This is a genomic window from Clostridium aquiflavi (genome assembly GCF_031344075.1).
Lineage (GTDB): Bacteria > Bacillota > Clostridia > Clostridiales > Clostridiaceae > Clostridium > Clostridium aquiflavi.
This window is the reverse complement of sequence record NZ_JAVJAN010000034.1, coordinates 22564-43606: the sequence shown is the minus strand read 5'-3', so window position 1 is coordinate 43606 and position 21043 is coordinate 22564. Positions and strand designations below refer to the sequence as shown.

General features: G+C 27.0%; 17 protein-coding genes and 1 other annotated feature. Of the genes, 4 read left to right on the top strand and 13 right to left on the bottom strand.

Features of this window, described 5'->3' with window-relative positions; genetic code table 11:
- Positions 1-220: 220 nt before the first annotated feature.
- Positions 221-439, bottom strand: coding sequence for a carbon monoxide dehydrogenase (locus RGC78_RS12565; RefSeq protein WP_252226522.1), 219 nt, complete (start codon positions 437-439; stop codon positions 221-223).
- A gap of 154 nt (positions 440-593) precedes the next feature.
- Positions 594-1958 (bottom strand): sugar porter family MFS transporter, encoded by a 1365-nt coding sequence (locus RGC78_RS12560; protein ID WP_252212789.1) that lies wholly within the window; start codon positions 1956-1958, stop codon positions 594-596.
- 125 nt (positions 1959-2083) lie between these two features.
- Between RGC78_RS12560 and RGC78_RS12555 the strand changes: the two genes are divergently transcribed.
- Positions 2084-2857 (top strand): alpha/beta hydrolase, encoded by a 774-nt coding sequence (locus RGC78_RS12555; RefSeq protein WP_252226358.1) that lies wholly within the window; start codon positions 2084-2086, stop codon positions 2855-2857.
- 114 nt (positions 2858-2971) lie between these two features.
- Positions 2972-4000, top strand: coding sequence for a LacI family DNA-binding transcriptional regulator (locus tag RGC78_RS12550; RefSeq protein WP_309556757.1), 1029 nt, complete (start codon positions 2972-2974; stop codon positions 3998-4000).
- Positions 4001-4151: 151 nt separating this feature from the next.
- Here RGC78_RS12550 and RGC78_RS12545 read toward each other — a convergent pair whose 3' ends face one another.
- Both RGC78_RS12545 and RGC78_RS12540 read right to left on the bottom strand, forming a co-directional pair.
- Complete coding sequence (locus RGC78_RS12545) at positions 4152-5186, bottom strand: M42 family metallopeptidase (protein WP_309556756.1); 1035 nt, start codon at positions 5184-5186, stop codon at positions 4152-4154.
- A 38-nt stretch (positions 5187-5224) separates the two neighbouring features.
- Positions 5225-6700, bottom strand: a complete 1476-nt coding sequence (locus RGC78_RS12540) for a leucine-rich repeat domain-containing protein (protein ID WP_309556755.1) — start codon at positions 6698-6700, stop codon at positions 5225-5227.
- A gap of 339 nt (positions 6701-7039) precedes the next feature.
- Here RGC78_RS12540 and RGC78_RS12535 point away from each other — a divergent pair, with 339 nt between their 5' ends.
- On the top strand, positions 7040-7690 hold the full coding sequence (locus RGC78_RS12535; protein ID WP_252226352.1) for a hypothetical protein: 651 nt from the start codon (positions 7040-7042) through the stop codon (positions 7688-7690).
- A gap of 89 nt (positions 7691-7779) precedes the next feature.
- On the opposite strand, the gene RGC78_RS12530 is transcribed toward RGC78_RS12535, so the two are convergent.
- From RGC78_RS12530 to leuA, 6 genes are all read right to left on the bottom strand, one after another.
- Positions 7780-8937: an iron-containing alcohol dehydrogenase gene (locus RGC78_RS12530; RefSeq protein ID WP_252212795.1), complete on the bottom strand. Its 1158-nt coding sequence runs from the start codon at positions 8935-8937 to the stop codon at positions 7780-7782.
- A 238-nt stretch (positions 8938-9175) separates the two neighbouring features.
- Positions 9176-10090, bottom strand: coding sequence for a glycerol dehydratase activator DhaB2 (gene dhaB2, locus RGC78_RS12525; RefSeq protein ID WP_252226519.1), 915 nt, complete (start codon positions 10088-10090; stop codon positions 9176-9178).
- A 30-nt stretch (positions 10091-10120) separates the two neighbouring features.
- On the bottom strand, positions 10121-12484 hold the full coding sequence (gene dhaB1, locus RGC78_RS12520) for a glycyl radical glycerol dehydratase DhaB1 (protein WP_309556754.1): 2364 nt from the start codon (positions 12482-12484) through the stop codon (positions 10121-10123).
- A gap of 379 nt (positions 12485-12863) precedes the next feature.
- On the bottom strand, positions 12864-13919 hold the full coding sequence (locus RGC78_RS12515; RefSeq protein ID WP_309556753.1) for a response regulator transcription factor: 1056 nt from the start codon (positions 13917-13919) through the stop codon (positions 12864-12866).
- A gap of 10 nt (positions 13920-13929) precedes the next feature.
- Positions 13930-15147, bottom strand: a complete 1218-nt coding sequence (locus tag RGC78_RS12510; protein ID WP_252212798.1) for a PocR ligand-binding domain-containing protein — start codon at positions 15145-15147, stop codon at positions 13930-13932.
- Between the two features lie 271 nt (positions 15148-15418).
- A complete protein-coding gene (gene leuA / locus RGC78_RS12505; RefSeq protein ID WP_252226344.1) occupies positions 15419-17092 on the bottom strand; it encodes a 2-isopropylmalate synthase in 1674 nt (557 codons plus the stop codon).
- Positions 17093-17446: 354 nt separating this feature from the next.
- On the opposite strand from leuA, the gene RGC78_RS12500 reads away from it, so the two are divergent.
- Positions 17447-18082, top strand: a complete 636-nt coding sequence (locus tag RGC78_RS12500; protein ID WP_309556752.1) for an MntP/YtaF family protein — start codon at positions 17447-17449, stop codon at positions 18080-18082.
- 251 nt (positions 18083-18333) lie between these two features.
- Here the strand turns inward: RGC78_RS12500 and RGC78_RS12495 are convergent, their stop codons facing one another.
- From RGC78_RS12495 to RGC78_RS12485, 3 genes are all read right to left on the bottom strand, one after another.
- Positions 18334-19407 carry an iron-containing alcohol dehydrogenase family protein gene (locus tag RGC78_RS12495; RefSeq protein WP_309556751.1) on the bottom strand — a complete coding sequence of 358 codons (1074 nt, stop codon included), beginning with the start codon at positions 19405-19407 and terminating at the stop codon, positions 18334-18336.
- A gap of 70 nt (positions 19408-19477) precedes the next feature.
- Positions 19478-19735: a binding site (T-box leader), on the bottom strand.
- 304 nt (positions 19736-20039) lie between these two features.
- Complete coding sequence (locus tag RGC78_RS12490) at positions 20040-20180, bottom strand: hypothetical protein (protein WP_252212802.1); 141 nt, start codon at positions 20178-20180, stop codon at positions 20040-20042.
- Positions 20181-20305: 125 nt separating this feature from the next.
- Entirely contained in the window at positions 20306-20884 is a 579-nt protein-coding gene (locus RGC78_RS12485; RefSeq protein WP_309556750.1) for a hypothetical protein, read from the bottom strand.
- Between the last annotated feature and the right edge of the window lie 159 nt (positions 20885-21043).

The window sequence follows — 21043 nt, the reverse complement described above, 5'->3', positions numbered from 1 at the left end:
AATTAAACTTAGGAATACTAAAAATGAGTATAGTCCCATTTTAGCTTGCTCCCAATATAAAATTGAGACAAGCAGTAAATGTGACAATACTCATTGAGGATTCTCAAAGTCCAATTACAATGCCACTTTCCCTATTGCATATATAGACACAGATTTAAGACATATTCAAAAGTTAAATATAAAAACAATTAGAACCCTATTTCTAGAGTTCTAATTGTTTTTATATTGAAAATTTATTTTTTGTATTACAAAATGGACATTTAACAATTGCTTCATAATTAGTTATTGTTCCGTTACTTCCTATAGTTTCACCTATGGCTATTACCTCTTGCGCTTGCATACCCTCTCTTTTTATTGTAGCTGTCCTCTCACCATAAATTATGCAATTCCATTTTACAATATTATGGCATGCATTGCATTTGTTTTCTTTATTGACCACCTTCAAATTTACCACTCCTCTCATATAATTTTATTATATAAGACATGGTAAAATTCCTTCTATCTTTTACAAATAATCATGTTTCTCAAAAACTTTATTTCTCGAATCTAAAATACTATATAAATTCTATTTCTTTAAAAAACATATTTTAATTTTATCCCCAAATTTGTTCTATTTCTTCTAGTGATTTGTCTTTTGTTTCTGGAAGTGCTACCCATGTATAAAGGAAAGCAATAATGCACATTATTCCAAAGAAACTAAATGTTATTCCACCTCCAAAATTAGATAAAATAATTGGAAATAATTGTGATATCAACCAATTTGCTACCCACATAAAAAATGTTGCAATAGACATTGCTCTTCCTCGAACTTGATTTGGAAAAATCTCACCAAGAATAACCCATACAACTGGTCCCATAGAAACATTAAACAAAAATAAGTATAATACAATGAATATACTTGTTAATATTCCTAAATTTAAATTAAAATGTAGTGAAATACCAACAAGACCTTGCATACAAGCCATTCCTAAACTACCAATCATTAAAAGTTTTTTACGACCAATCTTATCAACAAGCCACATAGAACAAACTACACCAGAAAAGGCTGCTATACCTATCATAGAAATAGTAAGAGTTCCCATGTCTCCATTTGCACCAGCTGCTTTAAATACTTGTGGAGCATAGTAAATAATAACATTTATACCCACTAATTGTTGCAATACAGCTAAAATAATGCCTACTCTAAGTGCTTTCTTTACTCCAGGAGATTTAAAATCAGTCCATGAATTTCTTTTATTAACTTTAATTGAATTTTCAATATTAATAAGTTCTCTATTAGCTTCTACTTTTCCATTAATTTTTTCTAAAATAGTTTTAGCTTCTTCACTTCTCCCTTTAAATATTAACCATCTTGGACTTTCTGGTATTGGCAATAAAATAATAAGATATAATATTGCAGGAACACCAGCTAGTCCTAAAATTAAACGCCATCCTACATTAATTTTCCACATATGATCAGCACCATTCATTATTGCCGCATTAATAAAGTAAACAGATACAATCCCAATAGCACAAGCAAATTGATAAATTGAACCTAATCGTCCTCTCATATGAGAAGGAGCAACTTCAGAAATATATGTAACTGATAATACAGAAGCCATTCCAATACCTAAGCCCCCAACTAATCTTGCTAAAATAATAATTATCACATTAGGTGCAAAAGCTTGAATAATTGAAGATACTCCAAATAATATTGCTGAAATTGCTAGTACCTTTTTACGACCCATCCAATCACTAAAAGAACCAGAAATTAATACTCCAATAGCTCCACCTATTAAAATACTTGAAACCACAAATCCAACCATTGCACTACTAAATTGAAATTTAGCTTGAATTGATTCAATTGCCCCAGAAATAACTGCTGAATCATATCCATATAATAGCCCACCAAAGGCAGCTGCTATACAGATAAAGATAATAAAAATAGTAGATCCCTTTTCCTTTTTAATTTTGTTCATAATTATCCTCCTTTATTTTTCCTCAAACGTTTAACGTATAACGTTTACTTTTTATAATGTTTATGATAAACTATAAAAGAAATTAATACAAGTGTTTTTAAAATAATTAAAAGGAGTTGTTTTTTATGGCATTAATTACATGTAATTTTTATTCAGATGTTTTAGAGATTTCTACTACATCCACAGTGATAATACCAGAACAAAAAAAAGAAAATGGGAAAGTAGGCGAAGTAGATATTCTAAAAAAATATCCAACACTTTGGTTATTACACGGACTTTCTGATGATGCTAGTGCATGGACTAGGCAATCATCTATTGAACGTTATGCAAATGAACGTGGTATTGCAGTGGTTATGCCACAAGTTCATCGTAGTTTTTATACAGATATGTGCTATGGAAGTAGCTATTGGACATTCTTAACAATAGAATTACCTAAAAAAATGCGTCATTTCTTTCCATTATCTTGCGAAAGAGAAGATAATTTTGTGGCTGGTTTGTCTATGGGTGGATATGGAGCTTATAAATGGGCTTTCAATCATCCAAATTTTTTCTCAGCTACCGCTTCCCTTTCTGGTGTAGTTGATATTAAAAATTTCCCTAATAATAAAGATGTACAAATGAAAGATTTTGATTTAATTTATGGGAACCATAAAATTGAAGGTACTAAAAATGATTTATATTATTTAATAAGGAAAGAAAATATAGAAGCTCTTTCTCATTTAAATGTCTATCAATGTTGTGGCACAGAAGATTTTTTATATGAAGATAATATTAAATTCCGCGACAATATAAAACATAAATTACCTAACTATATTTATTCTGAAGGACCTGGTTCACATGAATGGAATTTCTGGGATTATCAAATTAAAAAAATCATAAATTGGTTACCTTTAAAATAAACAATAAAAAAGAATTTTAGCATTTCACAAAAAATAATGGTATAGTTACTATATATTAAAACTGTCTCCCAAGACATTTAACATATTAATATATAGAAAGAGAGCCAATTATGTATGAATAAAAAAGTTACTATTAGTGAAGTTGCTAAAGCTGCTAATGTTTCTGTTGCAACTGTTTCGCGAATTTTAAACAAAAAAGATGGAAATATAAAAATTAGTGAAAAGACCAAAACAAAAGTACTTGATATAGCAAACTCTTTAGGATATCAACAAAATCCTTTTGCATCTGCTTTGCGTACAAAAAATACAGGTGTATTAGGGGTAATTGTAAGAGATATTACAGATCCGTTGTTATCTAAAATTGTAAAAGAAGTTCAAAATTATGTACATGAAAAAAACTTAGAATTATTTATTGGTCATACTAATTATCAGTACGAAACAGCCAAACGACAATTAAATGCTATGATAAATTACTTATTTGATGGATTAATAATACTTGATAATCTTTCTGAAAATGATTTATTTATACAAAATATAAAAAAACAAGGGGTTCCTTTTGTTGCTATAATGGGTGATATTGAAAATTATATTACTCCTGTCATTCGTACAGATGAAAAAGAAGGGATTAAAATGGCATTAAACCATTTAATTACATTAAATCATGAAAATATTGGTTATATAGGCAATCAACTTTTAGGAGTTAGACATAGATTCAATTATTTTAAAGAAGAAATTGAAGCATTGAAACTTCCATCAAATCCAAAAACATGGCAAAATAAAATTAAAACAAAGTCAATGATTACAGATTACCTAATAAACATTCAACAACTATCTTGTCCACCTACAGCAATTGTTTGTGCAACTGATAAATTAGCTTTACAAACAATTAGCAGTGCACAACAACTCGGAATTAAAATTCCAGAAGATTTGTCAATTATCGGATTTGATGACATCGAAGAAGCCTCAGAGTATTTTCCATCTTTAACTACCATCCATCAATCCGTTTCTGAAATAAGTGCTGCTGCAATTGAGCAATTAATTTCTATGATACAAAACAAAAGTCAAGAATATATTAAAGAACAAATAATTCAACCTAAATTAATAATTCGTTCTTCAACGTCTATTAATAATCATAAAAAATAAATTCAAAAATCATATATATGATTTTAAATCGGATACATTAAAAATATGATTTTTTTAGCATCCAAATATAACATATTGATTATTCTCAAAAATCAAAAAAGCTGTTTCAAATTAAATAAAAAATTTGAAACAGCTTTACATTTAAATATAATTATTGCTTAGTTAAATATAAATATAATAATTTTATTGTATTCTCAAATGCATTATAATGAGTTCTTTCCATTCCATGTGACGCATGAACTCCTGGTCCTATAAGGGCTCCTCTTATATCATTTCCGCCCTTAAGTGCAGCTCCGACATCTGATCCATACATTGGATAAATATCTACTGCATAATTTATGTCGTTTTCCTTAGCTAAATTAACTAGATTTGTTGTCATATTATAATCGTAGGGGCCGCCAGAATCCTTTGCACATATTGAAACATCATATTCTGTGCAATTCAAATCATCACCTATACATCCCATATCTACAGCTATCATTTCTGTTATATCCTTGGGAATATATGATGAACCATGTCCAACTTCCTCATAAACTGAAATAAATATCTTAGTTGTAAATTTAGGAGTTATCTTTTCTCTATTGAATAGTTCAAGTAATCCCATTAAACAAGATACACTACCTTTATCATCTATAAATCTTGACTTTATAAATCCACTTTCTGTTATTGTTGTTTTAGGATCAATAAATACAAAATCACCTGCACAAATTCCTAACTTTTCAACATCTTCTTTAGATTTTACTACCGCATCTATTCTTATTTCCATATTTTTAGGTTCACGTGTTTTGCTTGAGCTATCTTCAAAAACATGAGCTGCAGGACTTGTACTTAAAAATGTACCGTTATAAAGCTTTCCTTCTCTAGTTCTTATGATGCAATATTCTCCATCTAACGTTGGAACTATTGGACCTCCAAGCAAAGTAAATTTTAATTTTCCATCACTTGTTATTGATCTAACCATTGCGCCCAAAGTATCTACATGAGCTGATAATCCTATTACTTCATTATTAGATTCACCTTTTACAGTTATTATTCCACAACCTTTTCTTGTTGTTTCAAATTCATATCCAAAACCTTTAGCAATTTCTTCAATCTTTTTTATTATGTCAAAACAAAATCCAGTTGGACTATTAAATTCTAATATTTCTTTTGCTGTTTTTAAAATATATTCTTTATTAATATTCATAAAATTCTCTCCTTTTCTACCAAAATAAAACTAAAATTTTAGTATGGATAATAATAGAAATATATTGCTCTATCAGTAGAGTATGTTGAATCATCATTATATACATTTCTTATATGGAATATTTCATTATCAAATTTATCTCTTTGATTATCTACTATATAAGCATATTGATTATCTCTCCATCCCATAAATAAATACACATGAGTATGACCATTAGTATATAAAATATCCCCTGGTTTTAATTGTGTGAAATCACTTGATGCTATAAATCCTTTTTCTTTTAATAATCCTTCTAATTCGTAAGTATTACAAGTTTGCTCTGGTAACCAAACACCACTTCTTCTTAAAACTTCTGATAAGAAATATACGCAATTATTGCTTGTCTCTCCTCCATGAAGTTCTACAGCTTTATTATGAACGCTTAATTGATTACTAGGATTTGTCATATACTTAAATGCATTAAGTTGAACATTAGAATGAGAATAATTACTAGATGTATTTACAGTTTCTCCATTAGGCTGAACATATGTATTATCATCAATCCATGTATTTTTAATTAGTGCTCCATTAGAATAAAATCTATATTTTTTACCATCTATAGTAATTTCTTTTCCAGATACCATAATACCATTTTGATCTAAATAATACCTATTATTGCCTTCATCTAACCAACCGCTAAGCATTATTCCACTACTATCAAAATAATAATATTGATTATCTATTTTTGTCCAAGCAGTAGCCATTTCTCCGTTAGAATTTAAATAATATTTTTTTGAATTCACTTCTATAAATCCTATTAACATTTCACCATTTTCATTAAAGTAATACTTCTTGCCATTAATTACTTTCCATGTGTTTTTTATTAACTCTCCAGAAGTGTCATAATAAAACCACTTCTCTGATTCTTTTTGCCAACCAATTTTTAATGTACCATCTTCATTAAAGTTATATGTTTTACCATTAACTTTTATAGTTTCTTTAACTCTATCACCATGTCTGTCTAAGTATGTCCACTTTCCCTTTAAAAAATGCAATCCTTCTTTTAATCTTACTTCATTGCTTTCAACATCAACATATTGATATTCACCTTTAATTATCTTTTCTTCAAATTTTTCTGGTAATTCTCTAAACTTATTGTCACCTAAATCTATATATGTTAATTTAGTTAATTCTGTTATATTATCAGGAATTTTAGTCAATTTACAATAGTTTAAATTTAAATACTCTAAGTTTTTCATTAAACCTATTGTTTCTGGTAATTCCCCTTCTAATCTTTTGTAATGCAAATCCAATTTCTTAATCTTTAAAAAATCTTCTTTTGTAAGTTCATTAAATTTCTTATTAAGCTCATCTGCCACTTCCATGTTAAGCCAATTTCTTTCAGGCTCAAATTTCTCTTCTTCAGAAATTTCTATTTTAGTATTTGCATTATTATCATATGCAAATGCTTGTACACTTCCACTACATATCGTCATTAATACTGCAGTTCCTATTACAATTAATTTCTTTTTCATTTACGTTTCCCCCTTAATCATCCTTGTAAATTGTACCATTTAATAATACAACAAATAAACTCTAAAAAGGGACTATATTATTAAAAATTGTAAAAATTAATAGAAATTTAATTATTATTCTATATTTTTATTTTTTCTTCTAAATAAGGTAAACTATTTATTATGATATTATAAATTATAGTGATTACAAACTTGTTATTACTATAATTTATATTTTAATTTCTTGTTTACATCTAAAAACGATTTTCTGTTAAAGTTTACTTTTTAAATTTCTATTTAAATTTACAAATACTACTTTAAAACATATAATTAAAATATTTACTAAGGGAGGTTAAACTTATGGCAAAGACAAAAAAAACTAGTATATTTTTAAGTATAATACTAGTAATTCTTTTAACTTTAAGTGCTACTTATTACATTGGCTTTTACCCTAAAACTGAAGTCATAGATATTAATACTTCATCTAATTTTAATGATTTAACTCTGCTAGATAAACTATCAAGGAATGATTTAAATTTATCTTCTAAGGAAATATCCCTTGAGACTTCTTTAACACTTTCTGAAGAAGACTTAAATTCTATGTTTATTGGTTTAATTAAAAAAAGTAATAATAAACTCTCAAATTTAATAACTGGATTAAAAGTAGATATAAATGAAAATAAACTTAATATTATCTTTCATTTAAAATACAATGGAATTCCTTTAGAGGGCCATTTAGTATTTACTGCTTCTGCTGAAAATGGCAAATGTATTCTTCATTATGATAGTGGTAATGTTGGTTTCATTAACATTAATAAAGATTTGATTTTTTCTAAATTAAAATCAAATGAATTTGTAGAATTTGATAAAAATACTGGTGATATTACTCTTTCTATAAGCAGTATTAATAATATCAAGGTTAAAGATATAAAAATACAAGATAATAACATAATCATTACAATAAAGGGAATCCTTACTTTAGATGATTTAAAGAAGTTGAAATTAAATTAATCAAAAAAGAAGTTGATTTTTTAGTAATCAACTTCTTTTTCTAAACTTTTCTCAAAAATTTTTACTCTAAATATAAATATTCTATTTAATTAGTAAGCTGATTTGAATATATTTATTATATCTTGTTGATTTCCTTTTCTTGGATTACTGAATGCATTTCCGTCTTGTAATGCTAATTCTGCCATGTATTCAAAATCTTCTTCTTTAATTCCTTTTTCTTTTAAGCTTGTTGGTATTCCAATATCTTTTGAAAGTCTGAACATAGCATCTATAGCTTTTTCTGCTGCTTCCATTACTGAAAGACCTGAAATATTTTCTCCCATAAATTCTGCTATATCAGCAAACTTCTTAGGATTTGATATCATGTTATAACGTTCAACGTGAGGTAATAGCATAGCATTAGCAACACCATGCGGCATATCATATAATCCACCTAATTGATGAGCCATAGCATGTACATATCCTAAATTAGCATTGTTAAACGCCATTCCTGCAAGTAATGATCCATAAGCCATATTTTCTCTTGCTTCAAGGTTTTCACCTAAAGCTACTGCTTGTCTTAAGTTTTGTGATATTAACTTAATAGCTTGTATTGCAGATGCATCAGTTACTGGATTTGCATCTTTAGATACATAAGCTTCGATAGCATGAGTTAATGCATCCATTCCTGTAGCTGCTGTTAATCCTGCTGGTTTTTTAACCATAAGCATTGGATCATTTATAGAAACTAAAGGTAAGTTTCTCCAACTAACTATAACGAATTTTATTTTCTTCTTTGTATTAGTTAAAACACAATGACGAGTTACTTCACTAGCAGTTCCTGCTGTAGTATTTACTGCTACAATTGGAGGTAATGGATTAGAAAGTGTTTCTATTCCAGCATAGTCATAAAGATCTCCTTCATGTGTTGCTGCAATACCTATTCCTTTACCACAATCATGAGCACTTCCGCCACCTACTGTTACAATCATATCACAATTTTCTTTTTGGAATATTTCTAATCCAGCTAAAACATTAACATCTTTTGGATTAGGTTCAACACCATCATAATAAACAGCTTCTATTCCTGCTTCTGTTAAATATTTAACTGTTAATTCAACAGCGCCGCCTTCCATATCTCTTAAAAATCTATCTGTAACTATTAAAGCTTTCTTTCCGCCTAATATTTTACATCTTTCACCTACTACTGACACTGAGTTTGCTCCCATAAAGTTTACACTTGGTACTAAGTAATCATACATTCTCATTATGTTTCACTCTCCATTAATTATTCTTTTATTAATCAAAATTAATTTTATTAACTTTGATTCAACATTAATTTTTCTTCATTTTAATACTATCAAAATATCCTTTTAATATTAATAAATTTTATTGTTGTATGTTAGTAATCTGTTGTTTAATTATAATCTGCTATTTTTCTATATAGTAATATATTGTTTTTTTAATAGAATTCTTTTGTTTACATTAAAATTTCTTATGTAAAAATTACTGAGCTCCTATTGTACAACATATACCCATGCCTTCAATTAGAGACTTTAACTCTTCCATTTTTTCGTCACTAGGAGTTTGTAGTTCTCTAAGAAGATACTCTTTTCCTATAGCTTCATACTTACTTTCTCCATAGTTATGATATGGAAGAAGATCTATTCTCTTTAATTTTTTTAATGTTTTTGAAAATTCCGCTACTTCCTTAATACTTTCTAAGTCTGCATTAAATCCTTCAATAACTGGAACTCTAATTATTATTTCCTTAGCTATTTCATCACTTAATTTAATATTATTTAAAATAATCTCATTATCTACACCTGTGAATTTTTTATGTATTTCACTATTCATGCTCTTTATATCAATCATAGCTAAATCTATATATGGAATAACTTTTTTAACTGCTTCGCTATTTACATACATTGCAGTTTCAATAGCTGTATGCCATCCATATGATTTACATTTTTTTAATAACTCTACTGCAAAATCTGGTTGAAGTAATACTTCTCCTCCAGATAATGTTATTCCGCCATTTGATCTTCTATAATGAACACTATCTTTTTTTAATTCATTAATAATCTCTTCAGTACTACATTCTTTTCCTTCAAGAATAAGTGCTCCATTTAAGCAATTATCAACGCACTTTTCACATTGTGTGCATTTATCTTCATTTACTCTATACGATGAATCCATATCAATAGCTAAACTTTCACATTGTGATTCACATCTTCCACATTTAGTACATAAATTTTTATTAAACATTATTTGAGGAGCAATATCTTGTGATTCTGGATTGCTGCACCATAAGCATGACATTGGACACCCTTTAAAAAACACTATTGTTCTTATTCCTGGTCCATCATGTAATGAAAATTTCTGTATATTGAATATAACTCCTTTTATGTCTGTACTCATCACTTTCATATCCTCCTCTAAAAACTTTTTTTACATAACATGTTCTGTTCTTGCAATAATATCATTTTGTATAGACTCATCTAAAGATATAAATTGTGCACTATATCCTGCAACTCTAACAATTAAATCTTGATAGTTTTCTGGATTTTTTTGTGCTGCAAGTAATATATCTTTATCTATTACATTAAATTGAACGTGGAATCCTTTTTGATCAAAGTAACTTCTTATTAATGCTGTTAAATTCATTAATCCATTATCACCTTTTAATGCTGATGGATGGAATTTTTGATTAAATAATGTTCCATTTGATGCTATAAAATGATCTAATTTAGCAACTGAATTACAAGCTGCAGTAGGTCCTGAAGTATCGCATCCTCTTGATGGAGAAACCCCATCTGCTAATGGCTGTCCACAGCTTCTGCCATCTGGAGTAGCCCCTGTTAAACTTCCAAAGAATACATTTATAGATGATGGATATAATCCTGGTTGGAATTTACCACCTCTTGGATTTGTATATTTATTAACTTCTCTGCTATATACTAATGCGCCTTCTCTAGCTAAATCATCAACTTCATCAATATCATTTCCAAATTTAGGAGCTTTCTTAAGTAATGCTTGTATATGTTCTGAATCCTTAAAGTTTTCAGCTAAAACTTTCTTTAATTCTGAAGGAGTTATTTTATTTTCATCGAAAACAAGTTTTTTGACTGCAACTAGTGCATCTCCAATGTTAGCTACTCCAACACCTTGTGGTCCACTAAAGTTATATTCTGCTCCTCCATCTTGAAGACTCTTTCCTCTTCCAATGCAATCATCAACCATTGAAGATAAGAAAGGTAATGGTGCTCTCTCTGCATGTGCAATATCTATACAGTTATCTGCAGTACACATATGTCTTACAAAGTATTCCATTTGATTTTGGTAAGCAGTCATGAATTCTTCGAAAGAAGTCATTTCTTCAAAACTTTGAGTTTTAGGTCCTATTTGTTTACCATGGTCCATTCCTGAATTTATAGTTAATTCTACTATTCTAGCAAGATTAAAGAATGCTGAATCATGCCATCCTTCTGTCTTTCCTGGCTTTTGTGGTTCAACACAACCAATAATTCCATAATCTCTTGCATCTTCTAATGTAAGCCCTCTAGCAACTAATGATGGAATAATAACTTCATCATTGTAGTATGCAGGAAGTCCTAATCCTTCTCTAGTTAATTCTGCTGCTCTAAGCATGAATTCGTCTGGAGTTTTGTTCCATATTCTTACTGATAAAGATGGTTGAGGTAATTTAACATGTACTGATGCTTCTAGACACATATAAGATATTTCATTTGTTGCATCTTTTCCTTCTGGAGTTTGTCCTCCTGCAATTAAGTTTTGATACATTGGATATCCACCAAAGTGCTTAGTTGAAATTTCATCTCTTACTTTGTTAATATCATTTAATTTTATCCATATACAATCTATTAATTCTTGAGCAAATTCTTTTGTTATATTTTTATCATTTGCATAATATGGATACATGTATTGGTCAAATCTAGCTGGTGAAATAGAATGTCCATTAGATTCTGTGTTTATTATTGCATGAACAAACCAAAATGATTGACACGCTTCGTAGAAAGATGTTGCTGGCTCTGCTGGAACCTTTGTACAAATTTCTGCGATTTTTTCAAGTTCAGATTTTCTTCTTGCATCATTTGTATTTTTTGCAAGTTCTTTAGCTTCTTCAGCATATCTATTTGCATATGTTATTGCTGATTCACAAGAAACAATAACACTATTTAAGAACTTCTCTGCCTTTATAAAGTTTGGATCTATACTTCTGCTTTTTTCTAATTGATCCTTTGCTTCTTTTATAATTCCATTGAATCCAATTTTTAATACTTTATCATAACTTACAGCAATATGACCTACTCCATTATAGTAATAATTTCCTACTGTAAAAATATCTGCATTTACTGCATTTATTGTTTCTTCTGACATATATGAAGTTGCTAATTCACTTGTTGTCTTTCCATCCCAATATTCAAATACAGATTGTAATTTTTCTTTACTTTCTTCTGAAATTTGGAACGCATCCCCATTTCTTTTATCAATTCTATCTAATTCATCTTTTAACCACTTATTTGAAAATTCAGGGAATACTTGAGAAGATCTTGGCTCTTTAGTTAAACTACCTACTATAAGTTCCTCTTCTCTAATTGTCACAGGAATATTTTTTAATATATTATTTAAAGCTAATGCCCTTCTTAATACTGCGGGTTCACCTTCTGTTGCCTTAAAAGATTCTGTTATTAATATCGCTCTTTCACACTCAACACATGGTTTCGCATTTAATATTTGAGCTTTTAAAATATTTATTCTTTCTGTTTGAGTACTAAATCCCTTACTTATCATTTTAAATTCCTCCAATCAAATTCTCTTTTTCTTGATTTAATCTTATCATTTTATTGATAAATTTTTAACAAACTTTATTGCTTACTATTTGTACTTTTTTGTTATTTCTATCTTTCTTTTTTATTAAACAGTATTTTTTTGTCTTATAATAACGTTTTTATGCATTATTACGTTTTTTAAACTCTTAATTTTTAAATTTACACTAATTTTCTATTATTACATAGTGATAAATTACACACACATTGACTAAATATTTCTATTATTATTTACTATCTATACTATAATCACTAAAAATAATATCTCTTCAAGTCCTCTCTTTTAAAACATGACAAAAATATAAAGATATCTAAGGATGATTTTTTATCATCCTTAGATATCTTTATAAATTATTTTTATTATTATTTCTATATGCTGAAGGGGTTATGCCAACTACCCGTTTAAAAACTTTAGAAAAATATCCCGATTCATCATGACCTAAAGTTACAGCTATATTTATTATAGACATATCTGTATTTTCTAGTAATTCCTTAGATTTTTCTATTTTATATAAGTTTATATAATCAATAAACTTCATACCTATATCTTTTTTAAATAGTTTACTAAAATAAAATATACTCAAGTTACAAGAATTAGCCGCACTTTCTAGAGTTATTTTTTCAGTATAATTTTCACTTATATAAGTTAATACTGGATTTAAAACTTTACTTATATCCTTGTTTCCAATTAACTTTTCTCTAATTATATCATCAGAATTATCTTTACATATAAACTCCAAACATTCATTCATAACAGCATTTATTTTCGTTATATTATGAATCTTTTCTATCTTATGGCTATATAAATTAATATTTGAATTCACTTTATTCTTATTCCTAATCTTAATGAAGATATTAATCATTTTATTCAATAAAATTCTACACTTATCTTTATATAGCTTAATATCACCATTACTTAAAAGTTTATATCCATACAATAAATTATCAAGTAACTCCACAGTATCTTTTTCTTCATTAGAAATTATTTTATCTAAAAGTAGCAACTCTTTTCCTATTAATTTATTCTCATTTGTTTTTAAATTCATAATATGTTTATTTAATACTTTAGCTAATTTTTCTGAACTTATTGGTTTTAATATGTAATCATCAATATCAGAATTTATTTTTTTATTATTTAAATTATAATACTCCATTAGCAATATTATAATTTTTTCTTTATCTCTTTCTTTTATAAATTTTGAAGCTTCAATACCATTTATTCCTGGCATATCATTATCTATAATTATTACATCTGGTTTAAGTTCTTTATCAAGTTCTATTGCTTTTTTACCATTATTTGCAGTTCCTACGATGTTTATTTTAATATTAATTTTATTTATTACTTTTTTAAGTGCTTCTAACTCTATACACTCATCATCTACTAAAATAACATTACACATATATAACTACCTACCTTTCATCAATTGGTAAGCTTATTGTAACTTTAGTTCCTATCCCTAAATCACTCTCTATATCTATACAATAATCATACTTATAGAAATTTTTTATTCGTTGTTTTGCAACTGATATTCCACTTAATGAATAACTTGTGTTTTTTTCTCCTAAATTTATAACTTTTAATTTTTCTTTTGATATCCCTACTCCATCATCTACTATTGAAATTATTATAGATTCCTCTTCTTCCAATACAGATATATTTATACTTCCTCCATTTTCTTTATGCTTTATCCCGTGTGTTACAACGTTTTCAACAAAAGGATAAATGCTCATAAATGGAAGTTTGAAATCCTCTTCAATACTTAAATTAATATCAAAATTTAATCTATTACCAAATCTAATCTTCTGTAAATTTAAGTACTCTAAACAATATTCTAATTCTTCTTTTAATGTAACTATTTTATTTGATTTATAAAAAGTATTTCTTATAAATTCAGTAAATTTATATGTAAGATTACTTGTCTTTTCTGCATCTTCTATTAATGATAATGAATATATATTATTCATTATATCAAATACAAAATTAGGATTTATTTGAGATGTTAATGATTTTAATCTAAACTTCTCTAACTCATTTTGTAATTTTAATTGATTAATTTCTGATTTTACAATCTTGTTATTGCTTTCATTTAATTTTTTTGTAGTTAATTTATGTATTCCTTCTTCAACTAAATAATTTGATAAATGCAACATCATTTGAGAAATGTGTTTAATCTTCTCTAATGAAATAGTTGTAAGATTATTATATGCACATATAAGTTCCTCACTTTCTCCCAAATCAAAATTAACATTTGCAACAGCTTCTAAGTCTTTTTCTTCTTCTTTATTTATCAGGACTTGTCCTGCCATTATAGCTCCTAAATACTGACCTTTAACTATAATAGGTACTGCAAAGTCTACTATTCCTTTATGACAAATATATATGTATGGCTTTCCTGTCCTTGTAGCTTCAATTCCACCTCTTGAATCACATCTTTCACATAGTTCTACTTGCTTTTTATCTTTACGTATAATATTGCAAAATTCCGAACAGCAACTATGTGTTGTAATAGGTTTACCTTTATAATCAGTAGTTATAATAGCAATTCCTGTAGCTTTTGCAATGTCATCCTGAATATTTTGGAAAGCTTCAACATTTATAATATCTTTAAGATCGATAATGCTATTCATTTTTCACCACCATAATTATTATTTATTTTAAATAACACATCCTAAAATATGTATATTTAAATAATAACATGAAATTATAAAAAAATATAGTAAATCATTTTATAATTCGACTCAATATCTCAATATGCGTTTCAAAGTTCTAATTCAGATTTCTTAATCATTTACATTTATATTCAATATTAAATTTTATCATAAATAAACCTGAAAGATTCCATTTGATATTCTTTCAGGTTTATTAAAAGTTATTTTATTATAAAATAATATTCTACTATTATTTTTTTGAATATAGTCTATTTATAGCACTAAATATTGCTTTAATTGAAGCTCTTGTGATATTGCTATCTACACCAACGCCAAAAGTCTTTTTATCTATATCGATTCTTTCCATATAAACATATGACGCAGCTTTTGCTTCAGATCCTGTACTTAAAGCATGTTCTGTATAATCTATAATCTTTGTATCTATTAAATTACTTGAAACCAATGCTTTTTTTAATGAATCTATAGGTCCATTTCCTAAGCCTTCAAGTTCTAAATTCGTACCTTTATGTTTTAATAAAACCTTAACTTTAGTATCAGCTTTAGAATCTCCATTATTTATATCTGTGATTGTATAATTAATCAATTTAAATGGTTCATCAATATCTAAGTATTCTTTTTCAAATTGCTTCATTATTTCATCTGGAGAAATTTCTCCTATCTTTTCAGACAACTTCTGTATAACACATGCAAATTCTTTATGCATTGTCTTTGGAAGTTTAAATCCAAAACAATGGTCCATAATAAATGCAACTCCACCTTTACCAGATTGACTATTTATTCTAACTAATGCTTCGTATTCTCTTCCTAAGTCACCTGGATCAATTGGTAAATACGGTACTTCCCATATGCCATTGTTTCTTTCTTGATACTTTTTCATCCCCTTATTTATAGCATCTTGATGTGAACCTGAGAATGCTGTAAATACTAGTTTTCCTGCATATGGATGTCTTACATGTATTGGTATTTTTACACATCTTTCATAGATATCAATTATATCATTAACATTCTCTAAATTTAAGTTAGGGTTTATCCCATGAGAAAACATATTATATGCAATATTTAAAATATCAACATTTCCTGTTCTTTCACCATTTCCAAATAAAGTTCCTTCCACTCTATCAGCTCCTGCTAAAAGTGCTAATTCTGCATCTGCAACGCCTGTACCCCTATCATTATGAGGGTGTACGCTTAAGATTATTCTATCTCTATCTTTAAAATTTCTGCACATCCACTCTATTTGATCTGCATATATATTAGGAGTGTCCATTTGCACAGTGGATGGAAGATTTATAATTATCTTATTATCCTCACTTGCTTCCCATACATCAGCAACAGCATCACATATTTCTAATGCATAATCAACTTCAGTTCCTGTAAAACTTTCTGGTGAATACTCTAAAAATATCTCTCCATCAAAGTCTTTTTTATATTCTTTTACTAATTTGGTTCCTTCTATAGCTATTTGTTTAATTTCCTCTTTACTCATATTAAATACTACATCTCTTTGAAGTACTGATGTAGAATTATATATGTGAACAACAGCCTTTTTCAAACCTTTTATTGCTTCAAAAGTTTTTCTTATTAAATGTGGCCTAGCTTGTGTTAAAACTTGTAATATCACATCATCCGGAACATGTTTTTCATCAACTAATCTTCGTAAAAAGTCATATTCTATTTGCGATGCTGATGGAAATCCAACTTCTATCTCTTTAAATCCTAATTTTACAAGAAGTTTAAACATCTCTATTTTTTCATCTACTGTCATTGGATTTATAAGAGCTTGGTTGCCATCTCTTAAATCAACACTACACCAAATAGGTGCCTTTTCAATTAGGTTATTTGGCCATTGTCTTTCTTTTAATTTAACTGTTTCAAATCTTCTATATTTTTTATAATTTAACATTAAATCATCTCCCCAAATAAAATAAGTTTTTAAGATTACTACTTATCGCTACTTTCTAATGAGAAACAGTCCCTCAACAACACCATATAACTTCACAATAAAAATAATTTTTTTGTCTACTTTCTTAACCCCATCTAAAACACCTCTTTATATTATTAAAACTTAAAGTTATATTACCACTTTTTTAACTATTTGTAAAATATTTATTGTATTTCCTATGTATATCGTTAATTATTTTATTCATTTTTTATAAAGTTATCAACAACCTCTTTAGTTATACTATTAGTGTTACTTTTTGTCATTTTTAAAACTTTTGAATATATTATTATTAAATCAATCTTTTTGAGGTAATCTATGAATATTTTTTCTCCTTTATTATTATCACTTTCATCACATTTAGATACTTTTAGAGTTTCAAGTTTTTGTAGCTTAAAAAAAATATCTATACAAAAAGCACAAATTTTAATTATTTCAATTATTACAACATTTGCAACATTTATTTCTATGGGTATTGGAGAATTAATTAGTAAACTTTTATTAAAAGAAATAGTAATTCCATTTGGATGCATACTTTTAATATTTATAGGGACTTACTTTTTTGTTGAACATATAAGACTAAAAAAGAAAAGTCGTAATGAAGATACATCTTACTATGTAGAAGACAACTCAAGATTTGGTTTGCTATTGAAAGAGGGAAACATGTCACCATTTGCTAATTCTAGCCATATAAGTTTTAAAGATACCTTATCATTATCTATTTTTCTTTCAAAAACAAATATATTATTAGGCTTAATTGCAGGACTTCTTAATATAAGCATACCTTTGAGTATATTTTTTAGTTTCATAATAAGTATATTAATGATTTTGATTGGAAATTTTATAACAAAATTTTCTTTTTCAAATTGGATAGGTAAAAATTTTTACGTATTTTCAGGTATCCTTTTAATCTTTTGGGGACTTTGTGAATACCTAATTTCATATTTACAATAATATATTTTTTTGAGCCTTAAACACCTTTATTAAAAAATCAAAAAATCTTATATTTTTAAATATTCTACAGAAATAAAAAAAGTTCTAAACTTTACTCAAATTTAAGCAAAGTTTAGAACTTTAATTTAAAATATTTTTTTCTAAATTTCATTTAATAATATAGCTGCTCTTTATTAAATCCAAATCCCTCTATTGTCCACTTTATATCCATCAGGAGTAATAGCGTTTTATTCCAAATAATGCAAATATTCTTATACTATTGTTTTTTCTAAATCCATTATTGCATTATAAATCATTTTTCTTGTTATTTCATAAGGTACATGCCTTATATCACTTGTTTCCATTATCTTATCAAGTACTTTATCAATATCTCCTTCTTTCACCTCAATATCATCTAAACATGTTGGAAGTCCAATGCTCTTATTAAACTTATAAACCCTGTCACGTTCTTTAAATTGCTTATCACATGTTAGCATAACCAAAACACCATAAGAAACTATTTCACCATGCAAATGATTTTTTTCTATATTTTCTAATGTAGTACATCCATAATATACTGAATGAGCAAGACAACTATTGTAATCATTTTTCACAAGAACAGATACAAGTCCTGTAGTAATTATTATATTAAGAATTATTTGTTCTACCTCATTTGATACTTTATTAATTTTAACATCTTCATAAGCTCTTTTACCATATCTCAAAAGTGGTTCAACGCAATTACGACTTATATCTACGCCTAAAAGATTAGTATGATCAAGTTCATCACCTCTTGAAGAAAATGTACATTCATATTCTTTTGATAATGCATCTCCTATACCTGCCCATATAAAATTACTTGGTGCTTCTGCTATTATTTTAGTATTAATAAAGCAATGTGTTGCTGATTTTTTTGTAAAATATAATTCTTTAAATACATGATTAGAATCATAAATTACGGTTGTTTCTGTTATTGCAGCGCAATTTGAAGCTATTGTCGGAAATACAAATAGTGATTGTCCTGTTTGATCACACATTGTTTTGCTTGTATCAATACTTCTTCCTCCACCAACCGCAAATACCATATCAGCATCTCTAACTATCGGATTCTTCTTAAGCATCTCTACATTTTCATATGAAGAATCTCCCCCAAACCATACAAAATCTACTATTTCTATATTTGAACCTTTAAGCCCATCTAAAAGTTCTTCCTTAGATTTTGCTATTGCTGTTTTGCCCCCAACTACTACAGCCTTCCTTCCATAAGCTTCACAAATTTTAGGAATTCCTCTGTAAACATCACTCCCTATACTATAACTTGGTAAAAACAAACTATAACTACTCATTTTTTTGCCCCCTAATTATTTTTTAATATTAATTATATAATTTTTATAAAAAAAGACCTTATCTCTATTAATTAGAGACAAAGTCAAAAACTCTGCGGTACCACTCTATTTATCACTTGAAAAGTAACCTCTCAAAATATCTCTAGGAAATCCTATTTAATATTTGGCAATATAACGGTTGCTACCGGTCTTGCTTACACAATAATTATATCTTCAGCTAACTACTCATGAGTGATTTTCAATTCTTTTACAAATCCTATCTTTCAGCAAATGATAAGCTCTCTTTATAAGTAATATAAAATTTACTTTTCTCAATCAATGTATTTATTGTTTAATTTTTCATAATTGTATCTCTTTGTTTTTATATTGTCAATAATTTTTCATATTTTTTATTAATCAGATAAAAAATACACCGTATGATTAATATTTATATTGTTATTATAAATATTACTATATCTATTTTAATTATTTTTTATTACATCTTGCATGGTAATACTTATATATTTTAATCTTTAGTTAAAATTCTCGCTTAAAGTAATGCTATTTCAAACTCTATAATAAATAAAAACTGAAGTAATCCAAATTCAATGATTACTTCAGTTTTTATAGTTTTATTATTTAACATTTAAAAATCAGAAAAATTTATTATTAGTATTATTAGTTTCTATTTTAGTTCGATCAAGATATTCTTTATTCTCTTGATATGATTTAACTTTTGACTGAGATAGATTTCCTGTTTGTTGTATTAACTTGTCTTTTTTACTCTTAGACATAAACTCCACTTCCTTTCTTTAATATTTTTACTCAAAGAAAAGAAGTTATCCTTTGTATTTTATTACTTATATTGCAGTTTTTTAGATTTCTACCTATAACTAATGAATAAAGTCATCTATAATTATTAATTAATCTCTTCAATTCCATATTTATTATAAAATTCTATTATCTCCTCTAATAAAGTGTCCCAATTTTTATTGCTAAATAATTTTTGCTTTACTTTATCTTCTATTTTATTATCTTTAGTTTTAGTTTTTATATCTTCATTCCAAGTAATTAAATTTTTAATAATTGATTTCTCAAATTCTGATAAAAACCCTTTTTCTAAAATAGCTCTCTTTATGTCTTCACTTTTTGTGTTTGATAATTCTTCCAATAATGTAAGTTCATATCTAGTTTGTTTAGTTATTAATTTATTAGTTAAATCATTACTAGATATGATCTTTTTAAATACTTTATCCTCCATAAGAATTTTATCAATAATATATTTCCTTATAGATAGTTTTTCTGATTTTTCTATAAGATTATATGTAAAAGTATTATAGTAATTAAGTAAATTATTAATATCAAATTCGTTCTTATTTAAATAACTTATTAACTCCTTATAAGAACTAATTACATCATCATTAAGTAAATCTTTAAAAATACATAATGAATTCAATATTAAATTAATTTTTTTTATTTTTTCTAATTCAAAATTCACTATTCAAACCCTTCTTTTCCAATAATTATAATTTTATAATCTATTAGAAATTATATCACTTTTTAATAATATTAATCATAATTTTCATTATTTATTTAATATTATGTTTTTTGAATATCTAAAATTTCTTTTGTATTATATAAATTAAATAGTTAAATT